At 46.6% G+C, this 23,487-nt stretch carries 18 protein-coding genes and 11 tRNA genes; 21 read left to right on the forward strand and 8 right to left on the reverse strand.

The window, feature by feature from the left end; translation table 11 throughout:
- The first annotated feature begins 91 nt into the window (after nt 1-91).
- From nudC to RJ47_RS12805, 4 genes are all read left to right on the forward strand, one after another.
- Nucleotides 92-880 carry an NAD(+) diphosphatase gene (nudC, locus tag RJ47_RS12790; RefSeq protein ID WP_039484237.1) on the forward strand — a complete coding sequence of 263 codons (789 nt, stop codon included), beginning with the start codon at nt 92-94 and terminating at the stop codon, nt 878-880.
- 260 nt (nt 881-1,140) lie between these two features.
- Nucleotides 1,141-2,208, forward strand: coding sequence for a uroporphyrinogen decarboxylase (gene hemE, locus RJ47_RS12795; protein WP_039484240.1), 1,068 nt, complete (start codon nt 1,141-1,143; stop codon nt 2,206-2,208).
- A 106-nt stretch (nt 2,209-2,314) separates the two neighbouring features.
- A complete protein-coding gene (locus RJ47_RS12800) occupies nt 2,315-2,950 on the forward strand; it encodes a TetR/AcrR family transcriptional regulator (RefSeq protein WP_039484242.1) in 636 nt (211 codons plus the stop codon).
- A gap of 104 nt (nt 2,951-3,054) precedes the next feature.
- On the forward strand, nt 3,055-4,023 hold the full coding sequence (locus RJ47_RS12805) for an acetyltransferase (RefSeq protein WP_039484244.1): 969 nt from the start codon (nt 3,055-3,057) through the stop codon (nt 4,021-4,023).
- Between the two features lie 5 nt (nt 4,024-4,028).
- On the opposite strand, the gene RJ47_RS12810 is transcribed toward RJ47_RS12805, so the two are convergent.
- From RJ47_RS12810 to rsgA, 7 genes are all read right to left on the reverse strand, one after another.
- The gene (locus RJ47_RS12810; RefSeq protein ID WP_419831539.1) at nt 4,029-5,105 is read right to left on the reverse strand and encodes a murein hydrolase activator EnvC family protein; all 1,077 of its coding nucleotides are present in this window, start codon (nt 5,103-5,105) and stop codon (nt 4,029-4,031) included.
- 258 nt (nt 5,106-5,363) lie between these two features.
- Nucleotides 5,364-6,896 (reverse strand): 2,3-bisphosphoglycerate-independent phosphoglycerate mutase, encoded by a 1,533-nt coding sequence (gene gpmM, locus RJ47_RS12815; RefSeq protein ID WP_038140675.1) that lies wholly within the window; start codon nt 6,894-6,896, stop codon nt 5,364-5,366.
- Between the two features lie 237 nt (nt 6,897-7,133).
- Nucleotides 7,134-8,021 (reverse strand): DMT family transporter, encoded by an 888-nt coding sequence (locus tag RJ47_RS12820; protein WP_039484249.1) that lies wholly within the window; start codon nt 8,019-8,021, stop codon nt 7,134-7,136.
- A 74-nt stretch (nt 8,022-8,095) separates the two neighbouring features.
- Nucleotides 8,096-9,976 (reverse strand): methyl-accepting chemotaxis protein, encoded by a 1,881-nt coding sequence (locus RJ47_RS12825; RefSeq protein WP_038140670.1) that lies wholly within the window; start codon nt 9,974-9,976, stop codon nt 8,096-8,098.
- 265 nt (nt 9,977-10,241) lie between these two features.
- The gene (locus RJ47_RS12830) at nt 10,242-11,657 is read right to left on the reverse strand and encodes an SLC13 family permease (protein ID WP_039484252.1); all 1,416 of its coding nucleotides are present in this window, start codon (nt 11,655-11,657) and stop codon (nt 10,242-10,244) included.
- 174 nt (nt 11,658-11,831) lie between these two features.
- On the reverse strand, nt 11,832-12,698 hold the full coding sequence (gene asd / locus RJ47_RS12835) for an archaetidylserine decarboxylase (RefSeq protein ID WP_039484254.1): 867 nt from the start codon (nt 12,696-12,698) through the stop codon (nt 11,832-11,834).
- A 110-nt stretch (nt 12,699-12,808) separates the two neighbouring features.
- A complete protein-coding gene (gene rsgA, locus RJ47_RS12840) occupies nt 12,809-13,864 on the reverse strand; it encodes a small ribosomal subunit biogenesis GTPase RsgA (RefSeq protein ID WP_039484257.1) in 1,056 nt (351 codons plus the stop codon).
- Nucleotides 13,865-13,978: 114 nt separating this feature from the next.
- Here rsgA and orn point away from each other — a divergent pair, with 114 nt between their 5' ends.
- The 12 genes from orn (at nt 13,979) to RJ47_RS12900 (ending at nt 15,988) form a co-directional block, all read left to right on the forward strand.
- Nucleotides 13,979-14,524, forward strand: a complete 546-nt coding sequence (gene orn, locus RJ47_RS12845) for an oligoribonuclease (RefSeq protein ID WP_005476290.1) — start codon at nt 13,979-13,981, stop codon at nt 14,522-14,524.
- Between the two features lie 178 nt (nt 14,525-14,702).
- Nucleotides 14,703-14,778: transfer RNA gene (locus RJ47_RS12850), tRNA-Gly, on the forward strand.
- A gap of 41 nt (nt 14,779-14,819) precedes the next feature.
- A tRNA-Met gene (locus RJ47_RS12855) sits at nt 14,820-14,896 on the forward strand.
- A gap of 20 nt (nt 14,897-14,916) precedes the next feature.
- Nucleotides 14,917-14,992: transfer RNA gene (locus tag RJ47_RS12860), tRNA-Gly, on the forward strand.
- Nucleotides 14,993-15,030: 38 nt separating this feature from the next.
- A tRNA-Met gene (locus RJ47_RS12865) sits at nt 15,031-15,107 on the forward strand.
- 30 nt (nt 15,108-15,137) lie between these two features.
- Nucleotides 15,138-15,213, forward strand: a tRNA-Gly gene (locus RJ47_RS12870).
- A gap of 41 nt (nt 15,214-15,254) precedes the next feature.
- Nucleotides 15,255-15,331, forward strand: a tRNA-Met gene (locus tag RJ47_RS12875).
- A gap of 18 nt (nt 15,332-15,349) precedes the next feature.
- A tRNA-Gly gene (locus tag RJ47_RS12880) sits at nt 15,350-15,425 on the forward strand.
- 39 nt (nt 15,426-15,464) lie between these two features.
- Nucleotides 15,465-15,541: transfer RNA gene (locus tag RJ47_RS12885), tRNA-Met, on the forward strand.
- 18 nt (nt 15,542-15,559) lie between these two features.
- Nucleotides 15,560-15,635, forward strand: a tRNA-Gly gene (locus RJ47_RS12890).
- A 36-nt stretch (nt 15,636-15,671) separates the two neighbouring features.
- Nucleotides 15,672-15,747: transfer RNA gene (locus tag RJ47_RS12895), tRNA-Gly, on the forward strand.
- A 165-nt stretch (nt 15,748-15,912) separates the two neighbouring features.
- Nucleotides 15,913-15,988 (forward strand) — tRNA-Gly (locus tag RJ47_RS12900).
- Nucleotides 15,989-16,597: 609 nt separating this feature from the next.
- Here the strand turns inward: RJ47_RS12900 and queG are convergent.
- Complete coding sequence (queG, locus tag RJ47_RS12905; protein WP_039484260.1) at nt 16,598-17,716, reverse strand: tRNA epoxyqueuosine(34) reductase QueG; 1,119 nt, start codon at nt 17,714-17,716, stop codon at nt 16,598-16,600.
- A gap of 201 nt (nt 17,717-17,917) precedes the next feature.
- Here queG and tsaE point away from each other — a divergent pair, with 201 nt between their 5' ends.
- The 5 genes from tsaE (at nt 17,918) to hfq (ending at nt 23,473) form a co-directional block, all read left to right on the forward strand.
- Nucleotides 17,918-18,382 (forward strand): tRNA (adenosine(37)-N6)-threonylcarbamoyltransferase complex ATPase subunit type 1 TsaE, encoded by a 465-nt coding sequence (gene tsaE / locus RJ47_RS12910; RefSeq protein ID WP_039484262.1) that lies wholly within the window; start codon nt 17,918-17,920, stop codon nt 18,380-18,382.
- The gene (locus RJ47_RS12915) at nt 18,376-20,100 is read left to right on the forward strand and encodes a LysM peptidoglycan-binding domain-containing protein (RefSeq protein ID WP_039484265.1); all 1,725 of its coding nucleotides are present in this window, start codon (nt 18,376-18,378) and stop codon (nt 20,098-20,100) included. Before tsaE ends, RJ47_RS12915 begins: the two co-directional genes overlap by 7 nt.
- A gap of 12 nt (nt 20,101-20,112) precedes the next feature.
- Entirely contained in the window at nt 20,113-22,071 is a 1,959-nt protein-coding gene (mutL, locus tag RJ47_RS12920; protein WP_039484269.1) for a DNA mismatch repair endonuclease MutL, read from the forward strand.
- Complete coding sequence (gene miaA / locus RJ47_RS12925; protein WP_039484272.1) at nt 22,068-23,018, forward strand: tRNA (adenosine(37)-N6)-dimethylallyltransferase MiaA; 951 nt, start codon at nt 22,068-22,070, stop codon at nt 23,016-23,018. The genes mutL and miaA overlap by 4 nt, the downstream gene beginning before the upstream one ends.
- Nucleotides 23,019-23,206: 188 nt before the next feature.
- Nucleotides 23,207-23,473: an RNA chaperone Hfq gene (gene hfq / locus RJ47_RS12930; protein ID WP_005476744.1), complete on the forward strand. Its 267-nt coding sequence runs from the start codon at nt 23,207-23,209 to the stop codon at nt 23,471-23,473.
- Nucleotides 23,474-23,487 lie beyond the last annotated feature (14 nt).

Below are 23,487 nucleotides of genomic sequence, written 5' to 3' on the forward strand. Positions count from 1 at the left end.
ATTTATAGCCAGAAAATTGCCTTACTACAAACTCTGGTATGAATTTAGATTGCCAGTAAAATGGTTTGACTGCAAGTGAAGAGGATGGACAATGTTAAATAAAGGTGACATCAACCCTATGCATAACTGTTACTGGTGTGTTGTGTCTGGGAGTGACATTTGGTTGTTAGACGGAAGATTACCCAAAGGCAGCAGCCATGAATTAGATCTACCTCTAGAGCTTGCCACTGAAGTGGGCGTCTATAAAGGGATACCAGTGATGTGGCTTAATGAAGCGGATTTGAGCTGCGACTATGTGCTAACGTCACTGCGAGATTGTTTGCATTTTCCTGAGCCCTTGTTTTTGCTGATGAGCAAAGCCATTCAATATGGCCATATGAACCAATCAATGCGCTTTTGTCCCCAATGTGGAGGCCGTAATCACCTCAATCACAATCAACTGGCCATGCAATGTGGTGATTGTCGGACATTGCATTATCCAAGAATTTTTCCATGCATCATCGTTGCTGTCCGTAAAGACAGCCAACTGCTGCTTGCCCAACATCCAAGGCATCGTAATGGTATGTATACCGTCATTGCGGGCTTCTTGGAGGTAGGAGAAACCCTAGAGCAATGTGTTGCCCGCGAAGTCAAAGAAGAAACCGGTATTGAGGTGACCAACATTCGCTACGTTGGCAGTCAGCCATGGGCGTTTCCATCCAGTATGATGATGGGATTTCTTGCCGATTATCAATCTGGCACGTTAAAGCCGGATTATAGTGAGCTGAGTGACGCTCGTTGGTTCCACCCTAACGATATGCCGCCAGTCGCCCCCAAAGGGACGATTGCTCGTGAACTTATTGAAACGACATGCCAGCTAATAAATGACTTAGAGTCTTGAAAAATAGGCAAAAAAAACCCTCCGAGAAGGAGGGGGTAAGTAAGATGTCGTTATGAGATGCCAAGCACTGAGTGCTCGGTTTATAATTGTAGTTTTCGCTAGCAAACAAATTTTTAACACCCTTACTGAATGGGTGCAAATTAAGCACTGATTTTATAGTTAATAACTTGATCTAGGTTGCAAAGCACACAGCTTTTGCGAGCCAAACAGTGTTAGAATAACGGCCACAAAAAGTGAGTCTAAAGAATCGGATATACGGAATGACAGAATTAAAAAATGATCGTTACCTGCGCGCTCTGCTCAAGCAGCCAGTCGATTACACACCAGTATGGATGATGCGCCAAGCAGGTCGATACCTTCCAGAATATAAAGCAACGCGTGCTGAAGCCGGTGATTTTATGTCACTGTGTAAAAACGCTGAGCTCGCGTCAGAGGTAACTCTTCAGCCACTGCGTCGTTTTCCTTTGGATGCTGCGATTCTATTCTCTGATATTCTAACTATCCCAGATGCAATGGGCCTTGAACTTCGTTTCGCTGCCGGTGAAGGTCCAGTATTCGACAAGCCAATTACCTGCAAAGCGGACGTAGAAAAGATCGGTATTCCCGATCCTGAAGGTGAACTGAAGTACGTAATGAACGCTGTGCGTCAGATCCGTAAAGATCTGAACGGTGGTGTCCCATTGATCGGTTTCTCTGGCAGCCCATGGACGCTCGCGACTTACATGGTTGAAGGTGGTAGCTCTAAGGCCTTCACTAAGATCAAAAAGATGATGTACGCTGAGCCACAAACGCTACATCTGTTGCTTGATAAGTTAGCAGATAGCGTGATTGAGTACTTAAACGCGCAGATCAAAGCGGGTGCGCAATCTGTGATGGTATTTGATACTTGGGGTGGCGTGCTGACTCCTCGTGACTACAACCTATTCTCGCTGCAATACATGCACAAGATTGTCGACGGTCTAATCCGTGAAAACGACGGTCGTCGTGTTCCTGTTACCCTATTCACTAAGAATGGTGGCATGTGGCTGGAGCAGATTGCAGCAACGGGCTGTGATGCGGTAGGTCTAGACTGGACTATCAACATTGCAGACGCAAAAGCGCGTATCGGCGATAAAGTGGCTCTACAAGGTAATATGGACCCATCAATGCTTTACGCTTCACCAGAGCGTATCCGTGAAGAAGTCGCGGGTATTCTAGAAGGCTTTGGTGATGCAGGTACTGGTCACGTGTTCAACCTAGGTCACGGTATCCATTTGGATGTGCCGCCAGAAAACGCAGGCGTATTTGTTGAAGCCGTACATGAGCTATCTAAGCCGTACCACAAATAACTAAGTAACTGATTGAAAGCGCCTGATATGACCAGGCGCTTTTTTGTTATGGGTTACACTAACCGCTATACTGCACAAGAGAAATGGAAGAGGGTACGGAATAATAATGAAAACACGCGACAAAATAGTGTTGGCAGCGTTAGAACTATTTAATCAACACGGTGAACGTAACATCACCACGAATCACATTGCTGCGCATATCGACATCAGTCCGGGAAACCTTTATTACCACTTCCGCAACAAGCAAGAGATCGTCCGCGAGATTTTTGCACTTTATTCGAATGAGCTTCTAGAGCGCTTCACCCCAATCCAAGCTCAGCAGGAAAGTCTAGTGATGCTCAAGCATTATCTGGATTCTATTTTTACTTTGATGTGGAAATACCGATTCTTTTACGCCAACTTGCCAGAGATTCTGCAGCGAGACGAACAGTTGCATGAGGAATACATTCAGGTACAGGAAAAGTTACAAACCAATCTAGTTAACATTATGCGAGTCTTTGTCGGGTTGGAGCTGCTGAATGTCGAAGAGAACGAAATGAAGCCTCTCGTCACGACACTGCATCTGATTGCGTGCAGCTGGCTAGGCTATCAAGCCGCGATGTCACCAAAGACTCAAATCACGGAGCAAGTCATCCACCAAGGTATGTTGCAAATGATCGCCGTGGTGAAGCCCAAAGCGACCGAACAAGGTCTTGAGCAACTACAGCTGCTAGAAGATGGAGTGAAAGCAATCCACGCATAAGTGCTTGTCTCGCATCGAATCTTACCTAAGATATAACCAATTCAAATTGTCCTCAGTTTTCGAACCCATTAAAGTGTAGTCAGATACTTTGATGGGTTTATTCTATGCACTACGATGTTTTTAATGGCGATGCGGATGGCATCATCGCTCTGTTGCAACTGCGCTTGGCTCAGCCCATGGAATCCACGTTAGTGACGGGAGTTAAGCGAGATGTTCAACTGCTAAAGACGTTGTCGGTATCTGCCGGTGATACTCTTACCGTTCTTGATATCTCTATGGCTCAGAACCATGCTGAACTTCGTCAGGCGTTGGCTAGCGGCGCTCGAGTGTTTTACGCGGATCACCATAAAGCAGGAGAGATTCCTGACCATCCGAATCTAGAGGCGCATATTGACCTAGACGCAAACACTTGTACCGCACTGATAGTCGATGAGCTGTTAAACGGCCGCTTCCATACTTGGGCGATTACCGCTGCATATGGTGACAATCTGGTAGCTAAAGCGGAACAACTGGCTGACAAGGCGGGTTTGAGCGTATTGGAGAAAGCGCAACTCAAAGAGCTAGGAACCCTGATCAACTACAATGGATATGGCGCGAATGTTGGCGATCTTCATTATGCTCCGGATGATCTTTTTAAAGCGCTGTTAGCTTACGATACCCCCTTTGCGTTACTTGCTGACAAATCATCGCCATTCTACGTACTTCAGTCAGCGTATCAGCAGGATATGGACCTAGCGTTAACGACCAAAGCGCAATATCAAAGTGAGGTGTTAGGTGTGTTCGCACTGCCTAATTGTGCCGCCTCAAGAAGAATCAGTGGTGTGTATGGCAATCTCTTAGCCAACCAGTCTCCCGATCGTGCGCATGCCGTATTGACCCAAAACAGTGATGGAACGTATACCGTCTCATTGAGAGCACCATTGAATAACAAGCAAGGTGCCGGAGATATTTGTTCTCAGTTCGTCACTGGCGGTGGTCGCGCAGCCGCCGGCGGTGTGAACGCTTTACCTAAAGAGCAGCTTGAGCACTTTATTGAGATTGTTGAGGCTTACTATCGTGGCCAGTCCATTTAAGCAAATTAGCGGGTTAACCACGATTTAGGGTTTTGGGTTTTGCTGTTTCGGCGAATCTCAAAGTAGAGTGATGGTCTTGATTGTCCGCCAGTATCTCCCACGAGGGCGATGGTTTCTCCCGCAGTGACCTTGTCGCCTTCTTTCTTTAGCAGGCTTTGATTAAAGCCGTATAGCGTCATATCGCCTTTGCCGTGGTCAAGCAAAACAACCAAGCCATAGCCACGTAGATAATCCGCAAAGACCACTGTGCCTGAATAGACGGCTTTCACTGACTGACCGTAGTTGGCGTTGATGACCATACCTTTCCAGTTAAGCTGGCCAGTTTGTTTTGTCCCGTAATTATGTAGCACTCTACCTTTGACCGGCCAAGGCAGTTTGCCTTTTTGGCGAGCTAAACCGTCCATAGGCACCGCATTTCGCTTCGCGGCTTTGGCGATTTCTGCTTTTAGGCGAGTTTCATTGCGCTGAAGTTCTGACAGGTACACTTTGTCGTTTGAAATGCTCTTCTTAATTTTCGAGACCGTTCCTTTGCGCTGCGATTGTGTTTTTGTTAATTGATCGCTTTTTTGGGTTTGTTGCGTTAGGAGTGCCGTTATCTCTTGTTGCTCAAGTTTGAGTTGCTGATGGCTGAGTTCAAGTTGCTCGACCGTTTGCTCTAGCTCATGAATTGTCTCAGCGCGTTGTTTGGCTAAGTGTTGAAAATACTGACTTATCCTATCTTCTTCGACACCATGATTGAGTATGTTAGAAGAGGATTTAGCGCGTTGGGTGATGTAATAGGTCTGGACTAACTCTGCAAGCTTGTCGCTTTGCGCTTTCTTCTGCGCTTCTAAGCGCGAGATGTTCTCTTGCAGGGACTCGATGTTCTGATTGGTTTGGTCGAGTGATGCCTTCGTCTTTTTGATATCACTGCGTAAACGCGCAATTGTGGTTTCCTGATTGCGGAGTGACTTTTGTAGGTCGTCGAGCTTTTTTTGTTGGCTACTTAAGGATTGTTTTTGGCGCGATATTTCACCACTCACGCCCTTCAATTCTGCGTCTGAGGCCGCATAACTGATAGAGGTTGAACTCAGGGAGAGGATGAACCCAAGCGCGCACAACGTGAAATACGCAGAAACAGTCCTTGGTCGAATCACTATCTATATCCTATCTGAGCCATATCTTTGAGAGAAAAACAGTATACCCAAACCTTTTGTGGGGAAGAAAGGAGAATGTGAAAAGTTGCACGTCGGCTATCTCGTTATTGTTTGAATTGACTATGTTCTAATTCAAGCGCACTAAATCGGTGGGCACAAAAAACCCGAGCAAAGCTCGGGTTTGTATTCGTCATTCTAGAAGGTTTACTTCACAAGAACCGTACCAGTCATTTCAGCTGGGATCTCTAGACCTGTTAGCGCTAGCATTGTTGGTGCTAGGTCAGACAGTTTACCGCCTTCTTTGAACTCAACGTCTTTGTCACCAACGTAGATTAGCGGCACTGGTAGGTTAGTGTGCGCAGTGTGAGTGCCACCTGTTTCTGGGTCTACCATCATTTCTGCGTTACCGTGGTCAGCAGTGATCAGCATTTGACCGCCGACTTCTTCGATAGCTGCTGTTACTTTAGCTACACACTCGTCCATTGCTTCAATTGCTTGAACGGCTGCTTCGTAAACGCCAGTGTGGCCAACCATATCTGGGTTCGGGTAGTTACAGATGATGGTGTCATACTTACCAGACTTGATAGCCGCAACCATCTTCTCAGTCAGTTCAGCTGAGCTCATCTCTGGCTGTAGGTCGTAAGTTGCTACTTTTGGTGAAGCAACAAGTTGACGCTCTTCGCCTTCGAACTCGTTCTCAACACCGCCGTTGAAGAAGAAAGTTACGTGCGCGTATTTCTCAGTTTCAGAGATACGTAGCTGAGTTTTACCTTGCTTAGATAGCCACTCACCGTAAGTGTTGTCTAGAGACGCTGGTGGGAATGCGATCGCTAGTGGGATATCTGCTGCGTATTGCGTTAGCATCACAAAGTTGATTGCAGGGAATACAGCGCGCTCAAAGCCATCAAACGCAGGTACGAAAGTACGAGTGATTTGGCGAGCACGGTCAGCGCGGTAGTTCATGAAGATTACTGCATCGCCGTCTGCGATTACTGCATCTTCTTGACCTTCTGCTTTGATTGCTGTCGCTTTAACGAACTCATCATTTTCGTCACGAGCGTAAGCCGCTTCAAGGCCTGCTACAGCTGAATCGAACGTGAATTCTGCTTTCGCTTGAGTTAGAAGATCGTAAGCAACTTGTACGCGATCCCAGTTGTTGTCACGGTCCATAGCGTAGTAACGACCAACTAGAGAAGCCACACGGCCTTTGCCTAGTTTAGCGAATAGCTCGTCAAAGCGTTTTAGTGAGTTTTCTGCGCTGCGTGGTGGCGTGTCACGGCCGTCTAGGAAGCAGTGTAGGTAAATCTTCTCTGCGCCACGTGCTGCTGCCATTTCTACGGCTGCGTAGATGTGATCTTCGTGAGAGTGTACGCCACCTGGAGACATCAGACCCATGATGTGGACTGCTTTGTCCGCTTTAACCGCTGAATCAATCGCTTCTACGATAGCTGGAGTTTCAGCAAACTCACCGTCAGTAATAGATTTAGTGATGCGAGTTAGGTCTTGGTATACCACGCGGCCTGCGCCGATGTTAGTGTGGCCAACTTCTGAGTTACCCATTTGACCGTCAGGTAGGCCAACATCCATGCCAGAAGCAGAGATTAGAGTGTTTGGTTTATTAGCAAACAGGCTGTCTAGGAAAGGAGTTTTCGCGTTTGCGATTGCGTTGCTTGCTGTATCTTCACGGTGACCGTAACCGTCAAGAATAACTAGAGCCATAGGCTTCTTAGCTGTCATAGTGATGACCTCGTCAAATTTCAAAGTAACTTTGGAAACTAAATTAGCGTAATTTTACTACACTTTTTAACCAAAACTGTAGGTTAAGATCAAATATTGTTTGTGAAATATTGTTGTTATCTTTCACCCTATAATTTGTATGTATACGTTTGCCCAGTGCGTTTTACTCTTTTTCAAGTATGATTCTCCCTCAATGGTAGAGAAAGAAAAGCAGATATCACCGATTTCTGTAATAGGTTATTGAACCAAAATTCCGGTGCCGATAACGGCTACGATTGCCCCAATCCATGCAAAGCGATTGGGGCGTTTACCTGAGTAAATCCAAAGTATAGGCAATAACATGATCGGAGTTGTAGAGGACAGTAACGCCACCATGCCGACATTACCTTCTTGCAGTGCATAGAGAATTAGTGTCATGCCGACAGCCATGGCAAGAAAACCGTTGATGGCGGTAATTGAAAATATCTTGATGTTCATAGGTTGAGTGGCTCGAGCGAGTTTTGCGCCACTTAAGAAAAACAGACAATGGGCGGCAAAAGCGGTCATCATTCTCATGGCTGAGGCAGCAACAGGATCAATGTCTGTTTGCATGATGGGTTTGGCAATGATGCCACCGAGTGCTTGGCAAAGTGCCGCGACTAATCCTAGGCCAACGCCAATCCAAACTTTACCTTTGATTGCTTCCAATTGGTTGTCGGTTTGCCCTTTTCGACCAAAGAAAATCGCAGTGATTACGCCAGTGAACACAAGCAGAGAGCCCAGTAGCTCCATATTGGTCATGGTTTCACTAAACAGGAAGTAACCCAAAATCGCTGAAAAAACGGCGTGACAAGAGAAAAGAAGACCAGCTTGTCTTGGTCCCATGCGGTTCAGGCAAGCAAAGAGCGCAGTGTCGCCAATGAATATACCAATGACACCTGACAGCATCATCGCCGAAATTGCCGATGTTTCGACGGTTGACCATCCGCCGGTAACCATCGCCATCGTCCCCAAAATGAGCGATGTGCAGCCCATTCGCCATCGGCTGTAGGCAAAGGTGCCTAAATGTTGTGCGGGAGTGACCGAAAGTAAGCTGGCGACAGCCCATAAAAATGCTGCCGCCAAGGCCAGCCATTCAAAGCCCATTGACACGATATCCTTGTGACTAGGTAAAGGGAATGGCTGACAATATGCATCAAATTATCGTTAAAACAAAGCGTTTACACTTTGAAGCGTCCAACCTCCATACGCATGGTTTCAGCGGAGTCACGCATTTGATTGGCGCTATCGCTACTTTGAACCGCTTGTGAAGCCAACATATCCGACGCGTCTTTGATGCCTTGCGTGTTACGGCTAATGTCTTCACTTACTGCGCGTTGCTCTTCCGCCGCACTGGCGATTTGTAGCGCCATGTCATTGATTTCATTGATGGCGGAGGTGATGGTGTTCAAACTCTGTGAGGCTTTTTCGGCGTATTCAACACTGGTGTCGGCAAGCGAAGTACTTGCCTGCATACTATTTACGGCCAGTTTAGTGTTGTTTTGCAGCGTCTCAATCATGTTGCGGATCTCTTCCGTTGAGCCGTGCGTACGTTGACTCAGTACTCGGACTTCATCCGCGACCACGGCGAAGCCACGGCCTTGCTCACCTGCACGAGCTGCCTCAATCGCGGCATTGAGTGCAAGTAAGTTGGTTTGCTCGGCGATTTCTTGAATGGTGGAGAGTATCTGGTTGATGCTTTGAGTATTGTTTTCCAATTCTGAAATAATGCCTGATGCAGAAGAGACTTGTTCAGCCAAATCAACAATCGCACCGCGGTTTTTCTCAATCACGAGCTGGCCATCTTCACATGCTGATGCTGACCCTTGAGAGGCCGTTGCGGTCATTTCTGCATGGCTGGCCACTTCCGCTGCGGTAGCGGACATTTCGTGGATTGCCGTTGCAATTTGGTTGACATCATTTTGCTGAGTTTCAACTTGTTGAGAGGCTTGTTGTGACAGTTGGTTCGCTTGTGCTGCTTGACTGGCTAACTGCTCACTGTGAGTGATGATGTTGGCGATCATGGCCTGCATTTGACTTAGGAACTGGTTGACGTGGGTCGCGAGCTCACCGATTTCATCCATACGACGAATTTCGATGCGTTGCGTTAAGTCTCCCTCACCTTCTGCGAGATCAGATAGGGCTGCTGATAATGTTTGCAGCGGTTTAAGCAAGCGAGTGACCACATAAGTACTGACCGTCGCGATCACTAGGTAAAGTAGAATCGATGCAATGGCCGTAAATTGAATCTGCTCTGATACCGAGGCAAAAGCCAGCTCTTTGTCGACGACAATACCAAGTGACCAATCGGTGGAAGGAATATTGGCGACGAAAATCAGTTTGTCACCTTGCTCTGGCCAAGTGATGGTAGAGATGTAGGCGGTGTCGATCAATTGGCTAATCTTTTGAGCGCTAAGAGACGGGTTGAGCTGAGTGAGTGGCTTCTGGCTGAGTTTCTCATCTTGGTAAGCAACGATGTTATTGTTACCGTCGACTAAAAAGGTAAAGCCGTCGTTATCCAATGAAACATTGAGTACTTCGTCAATGATGTTAGTGACCGTCAGATCCGCGGCTAGCACGCCCTCTTTTGCGCCACGGAATGCTTTGGCAAAGCTGATGACGATGCTGCCATCAAAATCTTGGTAAGGCTCTGTGATGATTAAACCACTGCTCGCCATGGCATCTTGATACCAAGGGCGCGTACGAGGGTCGTAATCGGCTGGCCAATCTTCGGTTTTATCGCCATAGGCAATGGAGCCATCTTCAAAGCCAGCATAAACAGATAGAAAGTTACCCGCACGCTTGGTCACGAGCATCTCTCGGTCTGCATCGCTTGCTTCAAGAATGTTCTTTTCATTCGCAAGCATCATGTCGCTGCGAATCTCAAGCCAGTCTGAGACATAACGTGCAGTCGCATGGCTGATATTAGCCATTTCGCTGTTCAACGCGGACGTTGTTTCCTGCTTGAGTTGGCTGACGGATATCCAAGCCTGAACCCCACTGACAACCGCAATGATGATTGCAATGGCGATTTGAATTTTAAGTTTTATTGTGTATTTCATTGCCTTTCCTTCATAAATTAGACAACAAACTGAAAGTAAAAAACCTTTGCTTTCTAGAAGATTCACCTACGGAGTTCGCCCAGAGAGTGGCAAAAGTAAAATATTTAGTGGGCTGATTAGATTATCACTCTGATGGTATAGAAAGTGGCCAGTTATATGTTTGATCTATATTGTTATTCAGAGAGTGGAATATCGACGTTTCTAAACCTTTTATTGGAAGTGTGACTTCCTACCCAAAACACAGAGTAGGAAGTCTGAAGTGGGATTAGGTGATAATCAGTGCGGCGGCGTAAACAATTAGCAAGCCAATGACACCGATGATGACTCCTGTTTTCGCCATATCTTTGCTTTCAATCAGCCCCGTAGAGTAAGCCAAAGAGTTTGGTGGAGTAGAAACGGGTAAAATCATACCGAGTGAAGCCGAGAAGGCGACCACGACAAGCAAACCTTGTAGTCCGCCGACAGCAGATAGGCTCTCCATTGAGGCTCCGATTGCTGCTGCGATGGGCATCAATAAGTTGGCTGTCGCCGTGTTTGACATAAAGTTTGCCATCAACCAGCAGACAATCGACATGGTAATCACAACCGCGACAGGGGAAAGAGCCTCATAATCAATCGCGTGAGCGAGGGCGGCGGCTAATCCTGTCTTGTCTAGGCCAATACCAATCGCGATCCCGCCGGCAACCAGCCAAAGTACATCCCAGTTTATCTGCTTTAACTCTGGCTTACCCATGATGCCCGTTAATGTGAATACTGCTAATGGAATGATCGAGACAACATAGGTGTTCATACCGTGCAGTTTAGTTGTCATCCAAAGCAAAATGGTGGCAGCAAAAGTGATGTATACAACGATAGCGCGCCAGTTTTTTTGGAACTGTCCGTCGAGCTTCAGTGTCATCGTCGCTTGAGAAGAAGGGAATAATTTCTGCAACAAGAACCATGCGATAGTCAATTGAACAACCACAAATGGAAGCCCCATCATCATCCAGCTCAGAAAGTCGATGCTATTCTCTCCCGTCAAATATTGCAGTGCGATTGCATTGGGAGGGGTACCGATAGGGGTCGCAATACCACCAGTATTAGCAGCAATCGGTATGCAAAGCACTAAGGCTTTAATCCCAAGATCACCTTTGGGCGCAGAGGCAACAATAGGGCCCAACAATGCGAGCATCATGACCGTGGTCGCTGTGTTCGACATAAACATGGAAAACACAGCCGTGATCAGCATTAAGCCAAGCATGATAAACCTAGGCTGGTGGCCGAAAGGCTTGAGAAGCACGCGAGCGAGGTTGTTATCGAGTTCATACTTGGATGCCGCTATCGCCAGCGCAAAACCACCCATAAAAAGAATAATAATGGGTGACGAGAAGGCGCTAAAAATATCGGTGTATTGCATCAACTCACCGAGATCATGCCCCGCAGGAGGCGTTCGGAACCAATGTAGCCCCTTGTCTGAAATCATGATCAGCTCTAGCGCGATGATCAATATCGAAGTCGCAAAAACGGGCACCGGCTCAAGGACCCAAAGCAGTGCAGCGAGCAGAAAGATCGCCAGCAGTCGGTGCTGAATGAACGTCAGATCGTCGATCGGAATTGCATCGATGGGCATAAACAGGACCCCAATAGGTAAGCTAAAACAAATCAGTAGCTTCACCAAGATCCCATGATCGATTTTGGGCATAGAATGATTCACCTTGTAACAGAGTTTTGATGACAAGGATAATTAATAATCGAATTAGGGTCTTAGACTGAGGTTGAAGTTTTGCAAGCTGGTTAAAAATGTTGCATTTGAATTGTTTTCGGTCAAAAAAAGCCCCGAGTAATCGAGGCTTAGTGTATGAAAATGGTGTTTTAATTACTTATCATGCTTTAAATGCGCGTAAGGTGTGCCCATTACTGTCGTTTGACCATTTTGCATTGTTTCATCAAACGTAATTGCGTCTTTCGCGAATAGGTTAATCACGGTAGAACCAAGTTTGAATCGGCCCATTTCCTCACCTTTCTTCAAGATAACCGCTTTATCACCTTCCGCAGGGTAATTCCATTTGTAAACGCTGTTGCCGCGAGGTGGTGTCACTGTACCTGCCCAAACTTGTTCAATGCTACCAACGATTGTCGCTCCAACAAGCACTTGTGCCATTGGGCCAAATTCAGTATCGAAAATACACACAACACGCTCATTACGAGCAAACAAGTTAGGAACGTTTTCTGCTGTCAGTGGGTTCACAGAGAATAGGTCACCTGGAACGTAAATCATTTGGCGAAGCGTTCCATCGCATGGCATGTGTACGCGGTGGTAGTCGCGAGGAGATAAGTACAACGTCGCAAATTCACCATCAGCAAATTCTGCCGCCAGGTTTGCATCGCCACCTAAGAGTTCCTGCGCGGTATAGTCATGGCCTTTTGCTTGAATAAGCTTACCGTCAGTAATTGGGCCAAACTGACTGACACAGGCATCGGCTGGGTGAGTCACTACATTTTCACCTTCAGCGATAGGGCGCATGCCATCTTTGAGCTCGCGCACGAAGAATTCGTTGAATGTCTTGAAGTGCTTAGGATCGGAATGCAGTGCTTCATCCATATTCACGTTGTACTGTTTGATAAACCAGCGAATGATAGCAGTAGTTAGACCGCCAGCTTTAGCGGAAGCAAGTTTACCGACTAAGCGGGTTAGACCGTGCTGGGGGATCCAGTATTGCAGTCCAACTTTAATCTTATCCATTGTCGTCTTTTCCAATGTTAACTAGATGTTGTTTACTTTTGGGCGCGGAATGTTACTCAAAAACGCATCAAAAGTCAGTATAAAGCGTGGTTCAATTGTGCAATAAGGCGTTACAAGTCTGCTTTTTTGTTACGCGAATACTGACGGTTTGCTTTGTTTTCAACCATGCTTTCCAAAATTCGGTGGTAGTTTTCAAAGCGAATTTCACTGATGTCACCTCGTTCAACCGCCTCAACTAAGATACAGCCAGGGTCATCGAGATGTTTGCAGTCTCGGAACTTGCAGCCGCCAAGGTAGGGTTGAAATTCCACAAACGCTTTGGTGACTTCTTCGGCTTCCAAATGCCACAAACCGAACTCTCGTACTCCTGGTGAATCAATCAAATCACCGCCTGTAGGAATGTGGTAGAGGCGTGACGCGGTGGTGGTGTGTTGGCCAAGACCTGAGTTCTCAGAAATCTCACCTTCCTCAACATTAAATTGAGGCATAAGCGCATTGACCAAGCTCGATTTACCGACGCCAGATTGGCCAACGAAGATATTGATACGGTCACTTAACTCGGCTTCTAGCGCAGCGATACCTTCGCCAGTTTGCTTACTGACAAACAGGACTTTATAGCCGATACGCTCATATTCAGCGAGCCACGTTTTGTACTGCTCGAGTTGTTCGGTTTCCAATAAGTCTATTTTGTTGAGCACGATCAGCGGCGCTATCTGCAAGGTTTCCGCCGCGACTAAGTAACGATCAATGATGTTCAAAGATAGTTCGGGAAGCACAGAAGAGACGATAATCATTTGATCAACGTTGGCTGCGACAGGTTTTAAACCGTCATAGTAGTCAGGTCGAGTTAGGACTGAAGTGCGAGTTTCAACCGCCTCGACCACGCCTGAAATGCCATCCATTGACTCCAAACCCGCTCGCCAGATCACCTTATCGCCAGATACGAGAGACTCTATGCCGCGGCGCAGGTTGCAACGGTGAACGTCGCCACTTTCCAAGTCTTCGATGTCCGCGTGTTGGCCAAAACGAGTAATCACCAAGCCTTTTTGAGTACCGCCGAGCATGGATTCATCCCATTGCACGGATTCTTCATTTTTCAGCTTGCGTTTTTGGTTGCTGCGTACGCGTCTTACTTGACCTTTGGTGAGCTTTTTTTTCTTTGCCACAATCGTCTACTTAACTCATTTATCGTCTTACATGGATCCTCGATGATAGCTATCTTGAGGATCGGAATTTGGGTATAGTACCTTTTTTATCAGAAAACCAATAGGCACCGATTTATGTCCTTTAGCGATCAAAACTTAATTTGGATGGATCTGGAGATGACCGGACTGGACCCGGAAACCCACAAAATTATCGAAATCGCGACCATTGTAACTGACAGTGAGCTAAATATTTTAGCTGAAGGACCAGTACTTGCCATTCACCAGCCAGAGTCCGAGCTCGAAAAGATGGATGAGTGGTGTACAACCACTCATACGGGCAGCGGCTTGGTTGCTCGAGTACGAGCTAGCCAAGTTACTGAGCAAGACGCGATTCGCCAAACCATTGAGTTTCTTGAGAAGTGGGTGCCGAAAGGGAAATCACCGATTTGCGGCAATAGCATCGGCCAAGATCGTCGCTTTTTGTACAAGCACATGCCTGAGTTAGAAGAGTACTTCCACTACCGATATGTCGATGTGAGTACTTTGAAAGAGCTGACTCGCCGCTGGAAGCCGGAAGTACTAGACGGTTTTTCAAAGTCAGGCAGTCATTTGGCGTTGGATGACATCCGAGAATCTATTGCAGAGCTAAAATACTACCGTCAAACGATTTTTAACATTTGATAGCCAAGCCGTTTCGTGACTCTAGAGGGGCTTGGCGTCAATTTTGAGCGATTAATATTCAGTTCTGTGTGCTTTTTCATCAAACGGAAAAAAAACAACTTTTTTTTGCATGAAGGACTTGCATCACAAAAAAATGCTCTTATAATTCGCAGCCCTGAACGACGGAAACGTTGTTGATGCGACACTAGCTCAGTTGGTAGAGCGCAACCTTGCCAAGGTTGAGGTCACGAGTTCGAACCTCGTGTGTCGCTCCAAATTGATAGGCTTTCATCATGCCTCAAATGGTGAATACGGACGCGGGGTGGAGCAGCTTGGTAGCTCGTCGGGCTCATAACCCGAAGGTCGTCGGTTCAAATCCGGCCCCCGCAACCAATTTCTCTTCAAGAGAATATGCGACACTAGCTCAGTTGGTAGAGCGCAACCTTGCCAAGGTTGAGGTCACGAGTTCGAACCTCGTGTGTCGCTCCAATTTTAAAGTTGTCATCGTACTTAACGGTGAATACGGACGCGGGATGGAGCAGCTTGGTAGCTCGTCGGGCTCATAACCCGAAGGTCGTCGGTTCAAATCCGGCTCCCGCAACCAAATTTCATCAATAGCATTAGCTGTTGATATGCGACACTAGCTCAGTTGGTAGAGCGCAACCTTGCCAAGGTTGAGGTCACGAGTTCGAACCTCGTGTGTCGCTCCAAATTGATAGGCTTTCATCATGCCTCAAATGGTGTATACGGACGCGGGGTGGAGCAGCTTGGTAGCTCGTCGGGCTCATAACCCGAAGGTCGTCGGTTCAAATCCGGCCCCCGCAACCAATTCTCTTTCGAGAATATGCGACACTAGCTCAGTTGGTAGAGCGCAACCTTGCCAAGGTTGAGGTCACGAGTTCGAACCTCGTGTGTCGCTCCAATTTGATAGCTCTCATTGTGCTTAACAATGAAATACGGACGCGGGATGGAGCAGCCTGGTAGCTCGTCGGGCTCATAACCCGAAGGTCGTCGGTTCAAATCCGGCTCCCGCAACCAATTCTCTTTCGAGAATATGCGACACTAGCTCAGTTGGTAGAGCGCAACCTTGCCAAGGTTGAGGTCACGAGTTCGAACCTCGTGTGTCGCTCCAATTTATAGTCCTCATCGTACTCAACGATGACAAGAAGCGACACTAGCTCAGTTGGTAGAGCGCAACCTTGCCAAGGTTGAGGTCACGAGTTCGAACCTCGTGTGTCGCTCCAATTTACAGTCCTCATCGTACTTAACGGTGATAAAGATGCAACACCCGCTCAGTTTGATTGAGCGCAACCTTACCAAGGTTGAGGTCACGCCTTTTTGTTTATGAATAGGGAACCTCGTGTGTCGCTCCAATTTATAGTTCTCATCGTACTTAACGATGACAAAAAGCGACACTAGCTCAGTTGGTAGAGCGCAACCTTGCCAAGGTTGAGGTCACGAGTTCGAACCTCGTGTGTCGCTCCAAATTTTAGAGTGCTTGGCTTACACGAGGAACCTCGTGACTGAATCCAGCCGAGACGCTCCAAATCTCCTTCAAATGACGCAATCATTTGAAACGGTCATTGAGACCACCGCTCTTTATCTAATGCTGAGAAGCATCAACCAAAACATAATCGAGTCCTCCTGAAGTCAGGTGGGCGTTTTTATGTCTCTAATTTCTATCCAGCACGGGATGTGCTCAAGTAAAAAATCATGGTGAGCCTAGGTGAACTAGGGGTTTCGACATCCATTAACAGACTTATCCACAATTTAAACGATGTGGATAACTTGGTGGGTAACCTGAATTTACGCTATGTATAACCGCTTTTTTATAGGATCTTTCTTTTACTGAAACTTTCTTTCCAATGACGCAGTTTAATCTAAGTTGTTGTTTTTGCTATATTTTGATGGATTTTTACCACCGTTAATTGAGGTGGTAGATGATCATTAAGTGACTGTTTTTTGATCCTAGTCATTTGTTGGTATTGTGATTAACTTTTCCATCTGTAAGAAAACAAGCAATCCTCTCGTCTTTTTTCCACATTTCCATTTTTAGAGCTAAATCAAATTGCGCATAGGGCACATAGGCAAGTTTTATGCATCTCTAGGCAGTCCTTTCTCTACAATACGTATCAACCGTTGCAGCTTCGTATCAGTGCCAGCGATCGATTCTCGGCCTAGTTGCTGCTCAATCGCCCAATCAATATGGACGTCAAGAACGTCGTGTATGCCTGCTCGAGCTCTGAGAGCGTCAATAATGCGTGGAGAGAAAGGGGCATTTCCCATGGCGATAGATAAGTTTCTCATCCACTGAATATGACCAATACGCCTGATCGCTGAACCTTCCATGTTTTTTAGAAACGTGGCTTCATCCCACAAAAATAATTGGACGAGGTCTGCGTTAGTGAGTGTACTGCGTCTGTGAAAATCGCTTTGTTCCGTGATGTCTGAGAATCGATTCCATGGGCAAACAAGTTGGCAATCATCGCAGCCATAGATACGGTTCCCCATTGGCTTACGAAACTCTTCTGGTATTACACCGTCAAATTCAATCGTCAGATAGGAAATACAGCGACGGGCATCAACAACGCCTTCCGAAATGATGGCTGAGGTCGGACAGGAAGTGATACATGCTTTGCACTTCCCGCATGCCTCTTCGCTAGGCGTATCAATTGGAAGAGGCAGGTCAATTAGCAGCTCACCCAAGAAAAACCACGAACCGCACTCTTTATCTAAGATAAGTGAGTGTTTACCAGTCCAGCCTAAGCCTGCTTTCTGGGCGAGTGGACGCTCTAGAATTGGCGCAGAGTCGACAAAAGGACGATAGCCAAACTGGCCAACTTCTTCTTCAATGCGTTGACCTAACTTCTTGAGTTGATTGCGAACCAATTTGTGGTAGTCGCGACCCAACGCGTATCGACTGATATATGCTTGGGTGGTATCTGACAGATTTGAGGCAAACTGAGCTTCTGGAGGTAGGTAGTTCATGCGAGCACTGATGACGCGAATGGTCCCAGGTAACAGCTCGTTAGGTCTTGCTCTCATCATACCGTGGCGTGCCATCCAGTCCATTTCCCCGTGATAACTAGCATCGAGCCATTTCTGAAGCTCGGCTTCGTGCTCGCTTAAATCAACGTCACAGATACCAACTTTTTGAAAACCGAGCTCTTGAGCCCAAATTTTGATCTTGTCGGCGAGCTCTTGATAGTTCATGCTGATCGCTCTGGTTAAATGGGGGCGGGATCTTAACGGATCTTAAACTCTGGATCTAGCCAATGATCCTAACTATTACAGCAAGATTTTGCTTATTTTTGGCTTTTACTTACACAACAACGCTTGTCTCTTAAAACCAACCCAGTTTACTATTCTTGTTCTTTTAAGTTTTACACAGACACGACGTAGAGAATGATCTTCATGAGCACCAAACAATTTGCCCTTAAAGATGAACAAGCGACGATTTTGCTAGGAACAGCTTTAGCGAAACTTTGTTCACAGCAAACCACTATCTACTTGCATGGGGATTTGGGCGCGGGGAAAACGACATTTAGCCGTGGCTTCGTACGTGCTCTTGGTCACGACGGCAATGTGAAGAGTCCAACTTACACGCTAGTGGAGCCGTATCAACTCGACGCTTGGCAGGTGTACCACTTTGATCTCTACCGTTTGGCGGATCCTGAAGAGCTTGAGTTTATGGGGATTCGTGATTACTTCACGCCTGATGCAATTTGTTTGGTTGAATGGCCTGAAAAAGGTCAAGGCTTGCTGCCATCGGCAGATTTGGACATTGAATTACGTTATAACGGTGAACAGCGTGTCGCCGAGCTGACCGCCAATAACACATATGGGTCTCAATTACTTCAACAGTTGGAGTTATGTTAATCAGTAAACTGTTACGAGCTGCATTCTTCCCTTTTCTCATAGCTCTTACTCTATTTTCTGCCAATGTTTTCGCCAACGCGCTCGAAGGGGTGCGCGTTTGGCCGTCGCCAGATGAAACTCGTGTTGTTATCGATCTGAAGTCTGAAGCTGAGTACAGCTATTTCACGCTCAGCAGTCCAGAGCGATTAGTGGTAGATTTGAAGCAAACGACGTTAGGTACCAAGTTGCCTATCAATGTGTCGGATAGCCCAGTTCTTAAAAAAATTCGTAAAAGTTCACCCCCGGCAAAAGGCACCTATCGATTGGTGTTTGAGCTAAAAAAGAAAACCACTCCGCAAATATTCAAACTAGCGCCAACACCTGGTGGACAATATGGTCACCGTTTGGTGATTGATATCCCGCATAGTGCATCGGACACGACACCTAAAGCCAGCGATACCTCTTCGAAACCAAACGCTGTCAGTCGAGATGCTTCTCAACTTGCCGGCAGTGCGGATATTGTCGTGGCGATCGATGCTGGTCATGGTGGTGAAGACCCTGGTTCAATTGGTCCAACACGAAAGTATGAAAAGCACGCAACGTTAGCGATTTCGAAAAAGATTGCCGATCAAATTAACGCGGTACCGGGTATGAAAGCGGTACTGACACGTCGTAGTGACTACTACGTGAATTTGAATAAACGCTCTGAAATCGCGCGTAAAAACAAAGCGCACTTGTTGGTGTCTATTCACGCCGACGCATTTCATTCGCCGAAACCTCGTGGTGGTTCTGTCTTTGTTTTGAATACGCGCCGCGCCAACTCAGAAATCGCACGTTGGGTAGAAAACCATGAAGAGCAGTCACAGCTTCTGGGCGGTGCTGGAGAAGTGTTGGCGAAAAACAATAGCGACAGAAACGTCAGTCAAACTCTGCTTGATTTGCAGTTTAGTCATTCCCAGAAAGAGGGTTACAAGGTCGCGACGAAGATTTTACGAGAGATGTCGCGAGTTGGTGTGCATTTACACAAGAAAGAGCCAGTTAATGCGAGTCTAGCGGTACTCAAGTCACCAGATATACCTTCGGTACTGGTTGAAACTGGGTTTATCTCCAACCCGACAGAAGAGAAGCTGCTATTCCAGCGCAGTCATCAAGACAAGCTAGCACGCTCTCTATCTAAGGCGATCGTGCAATATTTTGAAGCCAATCCTCCAGAAGGCACTCTATTTGCAAATCGTGGCAAAGCGATTAAACACAAGGTTTCACGAGGTGAGTCGCTCTCTCTGATTGCGAAGAAATACGGCTCTTCAACTAAGGCGATAATGCAAGCGAATAAGCTTAAGAGCAGTAATATTGCGATAGGTCAAATTCTCACAATCCCTGGTTCGTCAGGCGCAATACCTGTGCCTGTGGTGACTAACCCTGTTGAGACAAAAACGATCACTCACGTGGTTCAACGCGGTGAATATTTAGGAAAAATCGCCGCTCGATACAAAGTGGCGGTGGCTGATATTAAGCGTGAAAACAAGCTGAAATCAGATACGTTGAAGTTGGGTCAGAAACTCAAAATTACCGTAAGCATGAAAGATCAGCCATTGCGTAAGCACAAGGTTCAGCGTGGTGAATTCTTAGGCAAAATAGCGAGTAAGTATGGGGTGAGTGTTAAAAGTCTTCGAGAGGCGAATAACCTGCGCAGTGATGAGCTTGCGATTGGCCAAGTTTTAATTATTCCCAACAACTGATGGTGATGGGCTATGACAATTAAAATTCTTCCAGCACGTTTGGCAAACCAAATTGCCGCGGGTGAAGTGGTTGAGAGACCGGCTTCCGTTGTTAAAGAGCTGGTTGAAAATAGCCTTGACTCAGGTGCCACTAGAATCGATATCGATATCGAAAAAGGTGGAGCCAAGCTGATCCGAGTCCGTGATAATGGCAAAGGTATCGTCAAAGATGAACTCGGTTTGGCGTTAAGCCGCCATGCTACCTCCAAAATACACACCTTAGATGATCTTGAAGCCATCATCAGTTTAGGCTTTCGCGGTGAAGCACTGGCCAGTATCAGCTCTGTTGCGCGTTTGACCATGACCTCTCGCCCAGCTACCCAAGAGCAAGCTTGGTCTGCCTATACCGAGGGCAGGGAAATGGCTGTGAAGCTTCAACCTACCGCACATCCGATTGGTACGACTGTCGAGGTTCTTGATCTTTTCTTTAATACCCCAGCTCGTCGTAAATTTCTTCGCACAGAGAAGACCGAGTTTTCTCATATTGATGAGCTGATCAAACGAATCGCCCTTAGCCGTTTTGATGTGACGATCAATCTTCGTCACAACGGTAAGATGGTTAAGCAATATCGAGCGGCGAAAACCGAAGTACAAGCTGAGAAGCGCATTGCCACGGTTTGCGGGAGTGCGTTTGTCCGTAACATGCTTAAGATTGAACTTGAGCATCAAGGGCTTAAGTTACACGGATGGATCACAACTCCAGAGGGCGCCCGTCAACAAAGTGATTTGCAGTATTGTTACGTCAATGGCCGGATGATGCGTGACAAATTGATCAATCACGCCATTAGGCAGAGCTACGAAACCAGCCTCAAACCAGAGCAGTTTGCTACTTACGTTCTGTTTATTGAGCTTGACCCGCATCAGGTAGATGTCAATGTCCACCCAGCAAAACATGAAGTTCGCTTCCATCAAGCTCGTTTGGTGCATGATTTTATCTATCAAGCGCTCAGTGATGCACTCGCCCAAAGTGCGCATATTGATAAACCGGAGATCACGGCGTCTGCTTTCCATACACAAGAGCCGTCAAATGACTTTGATAAAGGGCTAAATAGTGATTCGACTCATCAGTCAGTCAGTGAGCGTGTTTATGACGCTGTAGAAAAGATTCCCTCATATCCCGGAAGGACTGATTACAACGAGCGCCGCTCTGAAGTTCGCGAGGCTTCTGTCCGCAGTGAGTGGATCGAATCAAAACCTCAGCCTAACAAAGCAAAGACCTCTGAGCGATATGCTGAACCAGCCCCGAGTAAGCAAGAAGTACGAGCCTACCAAGAGTTACTCAAAACGCCAGATCTAGAGCCTATTTCTGCGCCTGTCGGACAGGATCGGAACGCTGAAGAAAATGAACCTTCGCCAGCTGCGGTCGTCGAATCATTAGGTAAAGCGATTTGTATGGCATCAGGGCGTTATGTCGCGATGGGCAACAAGCAAGGGGTACACTTAGTTAGCCTAGCGAAAGCGGAATGGTTACGTGTGAATGGCCAATTGTCGACGCGCAATGGTTCATTGAAAAGTCAGCCATTGCTTGTCCCACTGTCATTAAAACTCGATCCTGAGCAGATTCAGGTAGCCGAGAGGCTTGAAAATTTATTGCTGACATTTGGCATTGAGCTAAAGAAGCGCAACCATCAAGCAATGATGGTCATGGGTGTACCACAGCCGCTGCGCCAACAAAACTTACAACAATTGCTACCAGATCTGTTATCTTACGCGGCTTCGTCTTTGGCGGAGCAAGCCAATCTCGAGCCTTCTCGATTGGCAAATTGGTTAAGTAGCCATATCACTCAAGTGAAAAGCGACTACACTTTGTCGGAAGCGATTCAAATCATTGCTGATATCGAACAGCTCTGGCAGGGGAACCTTCCGTTAAACGATCAAACGTTTGTAAAACCGGTCGATTTCTCTGCGACCATTGCAGCATTAGAATTATGAAAAATAAACAACTACCTTTGGCTCTATTTTTGATGGGACCAACGGCATCTGGAAAGACAGAGTTGGCGATCCGCTTGCGCCAAAAATATCCCGTAGAAATTATTTCGGTCGACTCCGCGTTGATTTACAAAGGAATGGATATAGGCACCGCCAAGCCTGACGAGCGTGAGCAAATGCTGGCACCGCATCGTCTGATCGACATACTTGATCCAAGCGAGGCTTATTCAGCTGCAGACTTTCGTCGCGATGCCTTAAATGAAATGAACAAGATTGTAGAACAAGGCAAGATCCCACTTCTTGTTGGTGGAACCATGCTTTACTACAAAGCGTTGTTGGAAGGTTTGTCACCACTTCCAGCTGCAAACCCTGAGATTCGTCAGCAAATTGAACAAGAAGCGTTGACTCTTGGTTGGGACGTGCTGCACGATCAACTGAAAGAAATTGATCCTGTATCAGCTGAGCGAATCCACCCAAACGATCCACAAAGATTGTCACGGGCATTGGAAGTTTATCGAATTTCAGGTAAAACTCTTACTGAACTGACTAAAACAAAAGGCGATTCGTTGCCATTTAGGGTTAAGCAGTTTGCTATAGCTCCCAAGGAAAGGGCTGAGCTCCATCGCCGAATTGAGCTTCGATTTGAGAAAATGATGGAAGCGGGGTTCGAGGATGAGATGCGAGCATTATATGCTCGTGACGATCTTCACCCTGATCTACCGTCTATTCGATGTGTCGGCTACAGGCAGATGTGGGACTATTTGGATGGGAATTGTACGCTTGATGACGCTATTTTTAAGGGCGTTTGTGCAACCCGCCAGTTGGCCAAGCGACAAATTACCTGGTTACGCAGCTGGGATAATTTAACTTGGTTAGATAGTGAGAACATTGACGAAGCATTGGAAACTGTTTCAAATGCAATAGCATCTGACGGTTTTAGCTGTGTATAATGTGATCGCTTTTGCGTGAATGTACCCTGTAAAGGATCTGTTACTTGAAATTTCGACTCAAAGTCGTCATAACAGGTAATGACAGGGCGTTTTTTTATACGTTTAGCTCAGATTCAAAAGCCGCATCCTTTATGCAGCGCACCACTAGCTAAATAACTAAAACAAAATTACAAAATAAGGAAAATAAAATGGCTAAGGGGCAATCTCTACAAGACCCATTCTTAAATGCATTACGTCGTGAACGTATTCCAGTGTCTATCTACCTTGTAAACGGAATTAAACTACAAGGTCAGATCGAGTCTTTCGACCAATTTGTTATCTTGCTGAAAAACACAGTAAACCAAATGGTATACAAGCACGCAATTTCTACTGTGGTACCTGCTCGTCCAGTGAGCCACCACAGCGGTGACCGTCCACAAGGCGGTGAGCGTCAGCAAGAGAAGTCAGAAGATTAATATCCTGACTGCTA

Source organism: Vibrio sinaloensis, from assembly GCF_000808535.1.
Taxonomy (GTDB): domain Bacteria; phylum Pseudomonadota; class Gammaproteobacteria; order Enterobacterales; family Vibrionaceae; genus Vibrio; species Vibrio sinaloensis_D.

What these genes read in the sequence shown, in the direction of transcription:
- nudC (WP_039484237.1), top strand. Translation starts at nt 92, where the DNA reads ATGTTAAATAAAGGTGACATCAACCCTATGCATAACTGTTACTGGTGT.
- hemE (WP_039484240.1), top strand. Translation starts at nt 1,141, where the DNA reads ATGACAGAATTAAAAAATGATCGTTACCTGCGCGCTCTGCTCAAGCAG.
- RJ47_RS12800 (WP_039484242.1), top strand. Translation starts at nt 2,315, where the DNA reads ATGAAAACACGCGACAAAATAGTGTTGGCAGCGTTAGAACTATTTAAT.
- RJ47_RS12805 (WP_039484244.1), top strand. Translation starts at nt 3,055, where the DNA reads ATGCACTACGATGTTTTTAATGGCGATGCGGATGGCATCATCGCTCTG.
- gpmM (WP_038140675.1), bottom strand. Translation starts at nt 6,896, where the DNA reads ATGACAGCTAAGAAGCCTATGGCTCTAGTTATTCTTGACGGTTACGGT.
- RJ47_RS12820 (WP_039484249.1), bottom strand. Translation starts at nt 8,021, where the DNA reads ATGGGCTTTGAATGGCTGGCCTTGGCGGCAGCATTTTTATGGGCTGTC.
- RJ47_RS12825 (WP_038140670.1), bottom strand. Translation starts at nt 9,976, where the DNA reads ATGAAATACACAATAAAACTTAAAATTCAAATCGCCATTGCAATCATC.
- RJ47_RS12830 (WP_039484252.1), bottom strand. Translation starts at nt 11,657, where the DNA reads ATGCCCAAAATCGATCATGGGATCTTGGTGAAGCTACTGATTTGTTTT.
- asd (WP_039484254.1), bottom strand. Translation starts at nt 12,698, where the DNA reads ATGGATAAGATTAAAGTTGGACTGCAATACTGGATCCCCCAGCACGGT.
- orn (WP_005476290.1), top strand. Translation starts at nt 13,979, where the DNA reads ATGTCCTTTAGCGATCAAAACTTAATTTGGATGGATCTGGAGATGACC.
- queG (WP_039484260.1), bottom strand. Translation starts at nt 17,716, where the DNA reads ATGAACTATCAAGAGCTCGCCGACAAGATCAAAATTTGGGCTCAAGAG.
- tsaE (WP_039484262.1), top strand. Translation starts at nt 17,918, where the DNA reads ATGAGCACCAAACAATTTGCCCTTAAAGATGAACAAGCGACGATTTTG.
- RJ47_RS12915 (WP_039484265.1), top strand. Translation starts at nt 18,376, where the DNA reads ATGTTAATCAGTAAACTGTTACGAGCTGCATTCTTCCCTTTTCTCATA.
- mutL (WP_039484269.1), top strand. Translation starts at nt 20,113, where the DNA reads ATGACAATTAAAATTCTTCCAGCACGTTTGGCAAACCAAATTGCCGCG.
- miaA (WP_039484272.1), top strand. Translation starts at nt 22,068, where the DNA reads ATGAAAAATAAACAACTACCTTTGGCTCTATTTTTGATGGGACCAACG.
- hfq (WP_005476744.1), top strand. Translation starts at nt 23,207, where the DNA reads ATGGCTAAGGGGCAATCTCTACAAGACCCATTCTTAAATGCATTACGT.